The 10,469-nt window shown below is 49.3% G+C and carries 11 protein-coding genes; 6 read left to right on the top strand and 5 right to left on the bottom strand.

Annotated elements, in window-relative coordinates; genetic code table 11:
• Positions 1-253 precede the first annotated feature (253 nt).
• Positions 254-961 carry a LuxR C-terminal-related transcriptional regulator gene (locus tag H6F88_RS15250; RefSeq protein ID WP_190643605.1) on the top strand — a complete coding sequence of 236 codons (708 nt, stop codon included), beginning with the start codon at positions 254-256 and terminating at the stop codon, positions 959-961.
• Here the strand turns inward: H6F88_RS15250 and H6F88_RS15245 are convergent.
• The 4 genes from H6F88_RS15245 to H6F88_RS15230 all read right to left on the bottom strand — a co-directional run bounded on the left by H6F88_RS15245 (position 930) and on the right by H6F88_RS15230 (position 3,085).
• Positions 930-1,322 (bottom strand): WxcM-like domain-containing protein, encoded by a 393-nt coding sequence (locus H6F88_RS15245; RefSeq protein WP_190643604.1) that lies wholly within the window; start codon positions 1,320-1,322, stop codon positions 930-932. The genes H6F88_RS15250 and H6F88_RS15245 overlap by 32 nt on opposite strands.
• The gene (locus H6F88_RS15240) at positions 1,319-1,681 is read right to left on the bottom strand and encodes a VOC family protein (RefSeq protein ID WP_190643603.1); all 363 of its coding nucleotides are present in this window, start codon (positions 1,679-1,681) and stop codon (positions 1,319-1,321) included. Before H6F88_RS15240 ends, H6F88_RS15245 begins: the two co-directional genes overlap by 4 nt.
• Positions 1,682-2,002: 321 nt before the next feature.
• Positions 2,003-2,383, bottom strand: coding sequence for a DUF2834 domain-containing protein (locus H6F88_RS15235; protein WP_190643602.1), 381 nt, complete (start codon positions 2,381-2,383; stop codon positions 2,003-2,005).
• A 78-nt stretch (positions 2,384-2,461) separates the two neighbouring features.
• A complete protein-coding gene (locus tag H6F88_RS15230; protein WP_190643601.1) occupies positions 2,462-3,085 on the bottom strand; it encodes a TetR/AcrR family transcriptional regulator in 624 nt (207 codons plus the stop codon).
• Between the two features lie 401 nt (positions 3,086-3,486).
• Here H6F88_RS15230 and H6F88_RS15225 point away from each other — a divergent pair, with 401 nt between their 5' ends.
• Genes H6F88_RS15225 through H6F88_RS15210 form a run of 4 tightly spaced genes read left to right on the top strand, consistent with a single transcriptional unit; the run spans position 3,487 to position 7,834 of the window.
• On the top strand, positions 3,487-4,716 hold the full coding sequence (locus tag H6F88_RS15225) for an HlyD family efflux transporter periplasmic adaptor subunit (RefSeq protein WP_190643600.1): 1,230 nt from the start codon (positions 3,487-3,489) through the stop codon (positions 4,714-4,716).
• A 12-nt stretch (positions 4,717-4,728) separates the two neighbouring features.
• Positions 4,729-5,874, top strand: a complete 1,146-nt coding sequence (gene devC, locus H6F88_RS15220) for an ABC transporter permease DevC (RefSeq protein WP_190643599.1) — start codon at positions 4,729-4,731, stop codon at positions 5,872-5,874.
• Positions 5,871-7,040, top strand: coding sequence for an ABC transporter permease DevC (devC, locus tag H6F88_RS15215; RefSeq protein ID WP_190643598.1), 1,170 nt, complete (start codon positions 5,871-5,873; stop codon positions 7,038-7,040). Before devC (H6F88_RS15220) ends, devC (H6F88_RS15215) begins: the two co-directional genes overlap by 4 nt.
• Positions 7,040-7,834 (top strand): ATP-binding cassette domain-containing protein, encoded by a 795-nt coding sequence (locus tag H6F88_RS15210; RefSeq protein ID WP_190643597.1) that lies wholly within the window; start codon positions 7,040-7,042, stop codon positions 7,832-7,834. Before devC (H6F88_RS15215) ends, H6F88_RS15210 begins: the two co-directional genes overlap by 1 nt.
• A 99-nt stretch (positions 7,835-7,933) precedes the next feature.
• On the opposite strand, the gene H6F88_RS15205 is transcribed toward H6F88_RS15210, so the two are convergent.
• Positions 7,934-8,215, bottom strand: coding sequence for a hypothetical protein (locus tag H6F88_RS15205; RefSeq protein WP_190643596.1), 282 nt, complete (start codon positions 8,213-8,215; stop codon positions 7,934-7,936).
• Between the two features lie 367 nt (positions 8,216-8,582).
• Here H6F88_RS15205 and H6F88_RS15200 point away from each other — a divergent pair, with 367 nt between their 5' ends.
• Positions 8,583-10,457, top strand: a complete 1,875-nt coding sequence (locus tag H6F88_RS15200) for an EamA family transporter (protein ID WP_190643595.1) — start codon at positions 8,583-8,585, stop codon at positions 10,455-10,457.
• Positions 10,458-10,469: the final 12 nt, after the last annotated feature.

The raw sequence follows: 10,469 nt of genomic DNA, 5'->3' as shown, positions 1-10,469 counted from the left end.
CTCATCTATTCAAACTTCAGAAGCTCCCTACCCGAATCATCAAGTATTTCAAACATCCATTCATTGCTTATGCTGCTTGAACAGATGTAGTCTCATTTATTGCCAGGTTAATAAAAACACAGTGGCAAAGAAGGGACCGAAGATTGCATTTTGCGTCATTGCTTTAGGACAGTCTTGAGATCAAAGCTAATATTAGGCAGAGTCTTTTACTGCTGCTAGTCCTCAATCGGGTACTCTTCAGTCCACATGATCTATGACAAGTTCTTTAAAGCTGCTATTTGAAGCGATTAGTCAGACCCAGAGTGAGCAGGACATGCGATCGCAAATCGTGCCAAAAATTGGTGAGTATTTTGCAGCTACACGCTGGGGAATTTTCTTCTTTGATCAGCTTCCGTTGGTAGATCGTAATCTTCAAGAGGCGCTCAAAGTCGGACTCTCAGTCAAACACAATCCCATCGTGCGATACCTGGTAGAACGTCATGCTCCTGTCCATGAAGCCTTGGTGACATCGCCAAAGGCTTGGTCAATCATCTGTCCTCGTCCCGATCACTGGCATGTAATGGCAGGACCCATTATTAATCGAGGTCAGCTTGTAGGGGTTGTAGGTTGCACTCGTGAAAAGTCAAAGTCTGCTTTTGATACGCAGAATTTAGCCGATCTAAGTGCGATCTGTTTGCACTTATCAGTCTGGGTCACAGCGGTGCGATCGCAAAGTACTTCCCCAGAACGGGCATCACTTTCTCGCGGCAAAGCTCCAAAAAACTGTTTAACCCCTCGTGAATTGCAAATTGCCGAACTGGTTGCCTTAGGGCGAACTAATGCTGAAATTGGCAGTGAACTTTGGATTACTGAAAACTCTGTCAAGCAGGCTTTAAAGCGGATGTTTCGCAAGCTTGAGGTTTCGTCACGGGCAGAGATGGTTGCACAGCTTACCGATTTTGCGTCCCCTCGCCTGGGGTAATAAACAACATCGAACTGGGCGAATGAACCTCGGCGGTATGCCACGTCCCACGCGGCACCAGCACAAAAGCTCCTGGAGTATCCAGGTGTATCGTCTTCTCAGCTTCGTTTTGTTTCAAAATTAGATCGACTTGACCTGAAAGTAGACACACAAACTCCTCACCCGCAGGATGCATTTCCCAAGTATCCCAGTCGCGGTCAAAGGTAAAGTGTGAAACCAGTCGCTTTCCCTTGAAGTCACCAAATTGGTTTTCTAAATCTGTAAAGAAGCGATCGCTCACAGCAATTGGAATCGTAGCACCATCTTCCCCAAGCACAACATAGGTAGAACTGATAGTGAATTGATTAGTTTCAGGGTTCATGAGACTTGGAAATGTGGGTTTTGAATAATTCCAAAAATGTTGCCCCAGGGGTCAGTGACAGTAGCCACTAAGATTTCATCACCGACATCTTGGATATCGGTATGTGGTTTTGCTCCAAGTTCTATTAGACGACTGTGTGTGCCGTGAATATCTTCCACACCCCAATAAGCAAAATTGCTGCCGCCTGGAGTGCTGTTTGACAAGTCAGGATTGAGTCCTAGCTCATAGCCACCTACGTTAAAGCCAACATAAAACGGCTGATCAAAGTAGGGTTGATAGCCCAGAATCTGAACGTACCAATCTTTGGCTTTGTCGAGATCAGCAACGTGATAAATGACCGTTCGTAATCCTAAAAGCATTCGCTTTGCCTCACTGTTGATTCAGCTTTCAGGTGAACTCGCGTTGTCTTGTGCTAGATGAAACTAATTCATTTGTACCACTCAGTCGCGGTCGCTTGCTACTTTAATTAATAGACTTGAAGTTCCGTCCTAAAGTCTTAAATAAAACTTATGCCAGTCTAAACCTGACTCACATAAGTTTGAAGCTGAGTTGCAAAGGATTAATGCTGAGTCATTAAAACTTACAGCCATTTTTAGATGGGTAAGCCATAGCGTAGGGGCGGTTCGCGAACCGCCCCTACCTACACCAACATTTTCAAATCAAATTGATATCACTTAGCACTAGATCTCCTGCCCAAAAGCATTTTGCTCTAGAATTTGCTCTCGGCGGTATAGAAAGAAGGGTAGAGAACAGGAAAGCCCTACTCCAAAGGTCAGTCCAACATAGAGGATGAGCCAGAGGCGAGAAACATTCAATCGTTTTAACTCTACCCAGGCAAAGCAAAAGAAGGCGATCGCCGAAATAATCAAATCATCGGCCAAGGCAGTCGTAATGTTGTTTGCAAAGGTCGCCTGTAGAAACAGAGTGGGAGACAGGAGTGCATCTAGGTCTTGTAACAGCCAAAACCAGGGCCCGACCGAACCCACAATTGTGAAGAGTAAATAGATCGGTTTCAAAGGGCTGGATGAACGTTTTACCGGAACCTCTGTTGATTTCAGCATCGTGATTTACCTCAATTGGGATGCTTCAATCGTGCCAACAGAAGATAATAGAAGCAATTACCTCCCAGGTAATAAAGGTTAAACGGATGGTTGTTTGTGGTAGTCAAGCACCAAACCGACTAGGTAATGAATCAGCCGTTCTTTAGAGGCGGGTATGATCAGTTTGCCGTGCAGAACTTCCTGACTGAGGATAAAGGAAATGAGAGAGCCGAAGAAAACCTGACAGGTCATCGCTGGGTCAGGTACGTCTAGTTCAGGACTTGACTTGAAATAGGCGCTCAAAACTTCTGTACCATGCTGAATCACTTCTCGTACGTAGAGTTGAGCCAGGTCAGGAAAGCGCCCTGATTCTGCGATCATCAGCCGCACAAAGGCAATGTATTCTGGGTCATCCATCCGAGCCAGGAGGATTTCGGCAAATCGCCGCAGAACTTTTTCGGGTGGCGCAGTCTCAGGCAAACCACAGCCAAATTCCACTTGAAAATGACGCAGCACTAACCGCTCGATTAAGGCAATAAACAGTCCTTCTTTTCCCTGGAAGTGATTGTAGATGGTGTGTTTGGAAACGCCTGCCTGAGCAGCGACCCGATCCATGCTGGTTCCGGCATAGCCGTGCTGGAGAAATACCTGAAAAGCACCTTGCAAAATCTGTTCGGGTTTGCAACTAGTCTCGGTTTCGTTGGTTGATTGATTGCTCAGCATGATTTTGAAGGCGATTTGTAAAAATCTTGAGGGCTTGGGGCATCAGAAGGGGCGATCGCCAGTCATTCTGGCAGCGGCAATTGTTAGTTGCTTTGCAGTGCAACAACTCTTCCAAGAAAACCAGTGCAGGAAGATTAATTTACACAGCTAATCTACAAAGTTTTATAGACAGAGCCAGACTGCACGGTGTAGTCTAATGGAAGGAAAGAATTACACTATACCGTGCAGTATACTCGCCTGAAGTTAGGAATCTCGTCCTCCCAGGCAAGAGACTCTCAATATTTCCTTCACAAAGAGCAAATCGCTCAAAGGTTGTACACCGTCATACGTCACTCCATCTAGCCTCAAAGAACGTAAGCCTTAATTGACGTAGCAATTAGATTGGAAAAATCTATAAATTTATGAGTGCAAGTAATGCTCAGCGCCCCTGGCAGGGACGGGGGCTATGGTTAGGAATTGCTGCATTAGTTTTGCTAGGAACAGGTTTTCTTGCCGTCAGGATGTTTCAGCAGTCTGCCCAGCAAGCCGCGATTGAGGAAACGGCTCCTGCTCCTCGTCAAGTGACAGTGGCAGCCTTGGGGCGGTTAGAGCCAGAAGGAGAAGTCGTTAACGTCAGCGGACCGCAGGGCGATCGCATTAGTGAGCTACTGGTGGCAGAAGGCGACTACGTGCGTCAGGGTGAGATTTTGGCTTACCTAGAGAGCCATGAAGAACGGCTGGCAGAGCGTAACTACGCCGCCAGTCAGCTTGCTGAAGCTCAGACCCGTCTAGCTACCGAAGCTCAATATGGCACTGCTCAGGTCGAAGAAGCCCGCACCCGTTTAGGGCAAATTGACCGCCCACAATCGCTAGAAATTGAGGCGCAGCAAGCAACAGTGCGCCAGCTAGAAGCAGAGCTAGACCTGGCAGAAACTGACCTGGAACGGTCTCGAAGCTTGCGAGCAGAGGGGGCAATTTCTCAGCAGGAGTTAGACCAGCAATTTACCGAAGTTCGGCGATCGCAAGAAGAACTGAACAACGCCAGAGCTAGCCTAGTACGTCTGGAAACGGCTCGCACCCGCGATTTAGAAAATGCGCGGGCACAGGTACAGTCTACTCAAGCCGAATCGACGCGATCGCAAGCTCAGATCGAAGTAGATTCAGCCGCGCGTAACCTGGAACTGGCAAATGCTAGCCTTGATCGCACAATTATTCGCGCTCCCAGTGATGGAGAAGTTTTGCAGATTATTACCCAGACCGGGGAAGCGATCGCTGAGACAGGCATTTTAGAGATGGGCGATACTCGCCAAATGTATGTGGTTGCTGAGGTGTATGAAACTGATGTGGGTTTGGTAGAGCTGGGGCAAAAGGCAACGATCACCAGCCGCAACGGAGCCTTTGACGAAACCCTAACGGGCACTGTTGAGCGAATTGGCACTCAAATTTTCAAAAACGATGTGCTGGATGATGACCCCGCTGCCAATGCTGATGCTCGTGTGGTTGAGGTGAAGATTCGCCTCGATCAGAGTGAACCCGTTGCCCGACTCACGAACTTGCAAGTTGACGTGCGAATTGATGTGGATGCATCCAATGGCAACTCAGCCCCATCCGTTGCCCCTGTAACCCCAACCCCCTCTCCCACAGAAGAGTAACTTGCACTACCCATGAGAACGCCTCTCGCCTGGTTAAACCTGCTGCATGAAAGGACTCGTCTGCTGGTGGCGATCGCTGGAGTCGCCTTTGCGGTACTGCTGATTTTTATGAATCTGGGCTTTCTGGGGGCACTCTCACTCACGGCAACCCAAATTTATAACCAGATGAATGCAGAAATTTTTCTGCGATCGCCCCAAACGCTAGAGATTAGCACCACGGAACCCTTCCCCATTGAGCGGCTGTATCAGGTGGCGGGTGTGGAAGGGGTCGATCAGGTGATGCCGGTGTATGTGGGCTACCAGCAGTGGCGCAACCCTGAAACGCGGCTGAGCCGTGCCATGTTTGTCTACGGCATCAATCCTCGCGACCCGGTGTTTCACCTACCAGAGTTGCAGACTCCAGAGGCGATCGCTGCCCTTCAGCGTCCCAATACTGTTCTGATTGATCAGCTTTCGCGGCCAGAATTTGGGCCGCAAACGATCGGACTGGAAACAGAATCCGACCGCAGGCGCGTAGAAATTGGCGGACAGTTTACTCTGGGAGGCGGTTTTGCCTCTGATGGCACGCTGATTGTGGGCGACCAAAACTTCTTGCGACTCTTCACGCCCCGTACCTTAAACCGAATTGATATCGGTTTGATTAAGCTTCAGCCTGGAACCAATATAGAAGCCGTTGCTAAGACTTTGCGGGGAATGCTGCCGCAGGATGTGGAAGTGTTGACTCAAGAGGAAATTATTGGGCGCGATCGCGACTTTTGGATCGGCACCACTTCTACTGGCTTCATCTTTAGCATGGGGGTAGTGGTTTCCTTCATTGTCGGCACGGTGATCGTTTATCAGATTCTTTACACCGACATCTCTGAACACATGCCTGAATATGCCACGCTCAAGGCAATGGGCTACCGCAGCCGTTACCTATTCCAAGTGGTGTTGCAAGAAGCAGTCATCTTGGCAGTGATGGGCTATGTTCCCGGTTTGATTCTCTCTTTAGGACTGTATGAACTCACCACTAACGCCACGAATGGGGGTTTGCCAATGGCAATGAACCTTGGACGACTGGTGTTTGTGTTACTCCTGACGGTGACGATGTGTGCGGTTTCAGGATTGATTTCTGTGCGTAAAGTGATTACGGCTGACCCAGCGGAGGTGTTTTCATGAGTCTTTTAAAGCGTACTCCGCTAGCCTGGCTAAACCTGACTCACGATCGCCGCCGATTACTCACTTCTCTGGGTGGAGTAGCCTTTGCGGTGTTACTCATGTTTATGTTCAACGGCTTTAAAAATGCCTTGTATGACAGTCAGGTACAGCTTTTACAGCTTTTGAATGCAGATATTATTATCACGAATACGCAAAAGTACAACATGTTTGTACCAGAGCCGTTTGCCCGTCGGCGGCTCTATCAGGCGCGAGCTTTTGAAGGGGTTGAGGATGCTTACCCGCTCTATATCAATACGGCAAACTGGAAGAACGCGGAGACGAAAGCTACCCGCCCGGTTCGAGTTTTAGCCTTTAATCCACAAGATCCGGTGTTGCGCTTACCTGAAGTGCAGACACAGCTTGCTAAACTGCAAGCGCCTGAAACGGTATTGATTGATTTGAAGTCCCGCCCAGAGTTAGGTCCAATTACCGCTGGTGTTGAAACGGAGTTGGGCGATCGCCATGTACGCGTGGTTGGCAACTATAGTTTGGGAACCGATTTTGCTTCCGGCAACGGCAACCTGATCATGAGTGACCAAAACTATCTCCGATATTTTGCTCAGGTTGACCCAGAAGATGAGGAACGTGACCTCAGTACGGTAGATGTTGGGCTGGTCAAAATTGCCGAAAATGCAGACCCGGAGAGGATCGCAGCAATTCTTAGTGAGAACTTGCCCAAAGATGTAAAAGTGATTACCCAAGAAGGGTTTGTACAGCAGGAACTCACTTATTGGCAAGAAAACACCAACATTGGCTTTGTGTTTAGCCTGCTAACTACAATGGCGTTTATCGTTGGAATTATTCTGGTCTACCAGATTCTCTACACTGACGTATCTGACCATTGGGCAGAATACGCCACACTCAAAGCGATGGGCTACCGAAACTTCTTTTTACTCGGTGTAGTTTTGCAGGAAGCTACGATTCTCTCGATTCTGGGCTTTATTCCAGGTTTTTGCATTAGTGTGTTGCTTTATAACGCGACTGCTAATGCAACCGGACTGTTGATGCAAATGACGACTGATCGCGCTCTTTCAACCCTGGTGGCGACATTTATCATGTGCTTGATCTCAGGGGCGATCGCCGTTCGCAAGGTTCAAGCTACTGACCCAGCGGAGGTGTTTGGATAATGGAAGCCAATGGCGCAAAACCAGTCACGCAGCATGGAAGTGTTGCGATCGCCGATAATTCTGATCTAGCGGTACAAATTCGTCATCTCAACTACTACTTTGGTCAGGGCGAACTTCGCAAACAGGCTTTGTTTGACATCAGCCTCGATTTTCCGCGTGGGCAAATCGCAATCATTACCGGACCTTCTGGTTCTGGTAAAACAACTTTCTTGAGTCTAATTGGGGCACTGCGGACGCTACACGAAGGGAGCCTCAAAGTCATGGGACGCGAACTCGTTGGCATGAACAATAGCCAACTGGTAGGGGTGCGGCGTGGCATCGGCTTTATCTTTCAGGCACACAATCTGTTTGAATCACTCACCGCCTGCCAGAATGTCGAAATGGCCGTTGAGCTAACGGGTAGTGGCTCCAAACGAACACAGGCGATCGCCGTCCTGGAACAGCTTGGTTTAGGGCAACGAGTGGACTACAAACCCAATTCTCTCTCTGGTGGGCAAAAACAGCGGGTGGCGATCGCCCGTGCCCTAGTCAACCAACCCCAACTCATTCTCGCAGATGAACCAACCGCCGCCCTTGATAAACAGTCTGGGCGCGATGTCGTCAACCTGATGCAACAGCTAGCCCACGAACAGAAATGCACCATTCTTATGGTGACGCACGACAACCGCATTCTCGATGTCGCTGATCGCATCATCAACCTGGTAGACGGTCGGCTTGAGTCAGATACCAGCATGACTGAGTTCGTCAGTACCCATGATCCTAAGAACCTTGATCCTCGCATGTTCATGCTTTGAGGATGGGCAAGAGGAATAAGCTGCCGTAGGGGTGGGTTTTGGCGTTTAATCTCCGCTTCATTCAGGTTTTGTCTGCTAAACCCACCCCTACCGTGTTGCTTACGCATCCAGATTGGTGAGATCAACTTGACGATTTCCTCGGTTTGGGTAGGTGCGTTCTGGCAGCAGTCCCCAAGCGGCAGCATCAGCAGCCCAGTTGCGAAAGATTTTTTGGCGAGCAAAGCACTGGGCAAAGTGCCAGTTGTAAGCCTGCTTTAAAGTCGGTGACCAGTCGGACGTGCGATCAGTGGATTGAAGCGATCGCACTTCTGCCTCCAGTGCCGCTGCGTGCCGCTGCATAATTTCCTCTAGCTGATGGAAATGATCTTGAGGAACCGTCAATTTTTCAAACCTCCAGGTACAAGGGACTAAATCGGCTAAAATCCTTTAGGAGTTGCTGCCAAAGTCGATAGATTGCGGATCGTAGCTGTTTAAAACTATTAATTAAATCCCATAACTAGAATTTGGACGAGCAGAATTCACAAATCAGAGATATCATCACTTCAAATCTGGTATGAAAACCATTACAGACAAGAATTGCATCGAGCAATTGCTCCCGCTTCTATATAAAGCTTCATATTTTAGAACCTTGAAGAAAATGGGTGTAAAAGGTTTTAGCAAAGTGGCAAAATAGCTGGGCAAAGCGATAGCAGGGTTTGTAAGATTTACCCAACGCGGTTTTTGGTCAATACGCTAGAGGTTGCAACTGATGGGGCGGCTAGACAATCTACCCGAAAATTCTGGCGCGGCTGATCCGAATGCAGCGCAGGACATCCTGAACACGGTGACACAAGATTTGCGTCAGCTTCAGCAGGAGTTAGTTTCTCAATTGCATCAGGACGTGCAGCGGCTTCAGGCTGAAAAAGCGCGGCTCCAGGGCGACATCGACAACTTGCAATCTCAACAGCAAGTCGCCCTATCGCAGCAGCAGCGTGCTCAACAGCAGCTTTGGGCCAAGCAACTGGCGCAAGCACTAGCCCAACACCTCCAGGGGGCACTGGTGCAGCGAATGGAGCAAACCAACTTACCCCAGCGCGTTGGGACAAATTTGCCTGCCGCTCCAGCCGCCAATAGTCATCATGAAAATGCTTATCGGCTGTTGGCTTCTCTAGACGCAACGCTAAACCGTACCCTGACCTCATTGCGGCAAGACCTGACGAGCTATCAAAGCTCCCTATCCCAGCAAATTAGCCGGATGCACAATCTGGAGCAGCAGGGAGAAGCAATTTTAGAAGCGCTAGTCAGTCGGCTCAGTCAGCAGCTTCAGGCAGAAATTGTCAGGGAACAAACGGGAGAATTTCAACCGCCGACTGGAGGAGCGGGAACAAACGGAGACCATAGACCGCCTTCCGGTGAGCAGCTTGTTCAAGGAAATGGGACTCAAGGAAATGGGATTCAAGGGAATGGGAATAGTGCAACGGGGTATCCTCGTGCCAATTTGCGCTCCTCCCATGAAGTTATGCAGTCTCCTCGGCAGCGCCCACCGTCAGTTTTGCCAGTTGCGCCATCAACTGCACCTGATCCGGCGGTTGCCCCGATGCGTCTGACGAGTCCGATGGGTCTGTCTCAGTTTCAAATTGGGCTGGCGTTGATTTTGCTCTCGACGATCGCCCTTTCCCTCCACAATGTTGTCGTTGGTGTAATCGGCAATCCAACTAGCGTTCTGGGAAGCTTTGAGCTTGGCGGATTTCTAAAGCTAGGCTTGGGCAATGCACTGCTGATTTTGCTGTTGCGGATGATGATCGTTGTGCCGCTGATGATCTGGATGGCGCAGAGGCTCTATCCGTCTGTGTGGCAGGACATTAAGAATTTTCTAACCTCTAACGATCGCCGCTTGCTGATGACGGTGATTGGCAGTGGTGGCTGTTTGTTTTTGTCGCAAGTGCTGATCTATATTGCGATCGCCGAAATTGGTCCTGGTGTTGCCGTGACAATCCTATTCATGTATCCGCTGATCACGGTGCCGCTAGCCTGGTTGTTCTTTGGCGATCGCCCTACCCTGTTGCGGTGGGTCGTGATGCTGGTCATCTCTATCGGCATTGTTCTGGCTGCGCTACCCCGAATTACTCAAACCAGTAGCGTGTCTGGAGCAGGAGTGGCGATCGCTGTTGGGTCAGGGATTGCCTTCGCCTGCTACCTGATTTCCATGCAGATTTGCTTTAGAAAGCTGCATCCTGTGCCTGTCAGCCTGGCCCAATTTTTGACCATTGGCTTTCTAGCAGCCGTCAGTCTGATTTTTCTGCCCGCTCTACCGTTGCCCGATCGCTGGTCTGCCCAAGTGAGCATCGACCAACCGTTGGGCTTTGCCATTGGCGGCATTTTTCTGGGTGTTTTAACTCTGGTTGGCTATCTTTCAAACAACTTTGGGGTGCGGTTTTTGGGAGCAGCCCGCACTTCGATTATTGCCTCAACAGGTCCAGTGCTGACTGCGCTTCTGGCTTTTCTGCTTACCCCTGGACCCTTCACTCAACTTCAAGTCGTGCAATGGCTAGGAATTATCGTGGTGACCTTTGGGGTGATTGCACTGAGTTTTGAGAGAATGTCTACGGCTCAAGCCAAATCTGTAAGACCTGTCAAAGGCTAGATTGCTGCAAAT

Source organism: Oculatella sp. FACHB-28 (genome assembly GCF_014696015.1).
GTDB lineage: Bacteria > Cyanobacteriota > Cyanobacteriia > Elainellales > Elainellaceae > JAAUTN01.
Note: the sequence above shows the minus strand (reverse complement) of the source record. Positions and strands in the feature narration are given on the sequence as shown.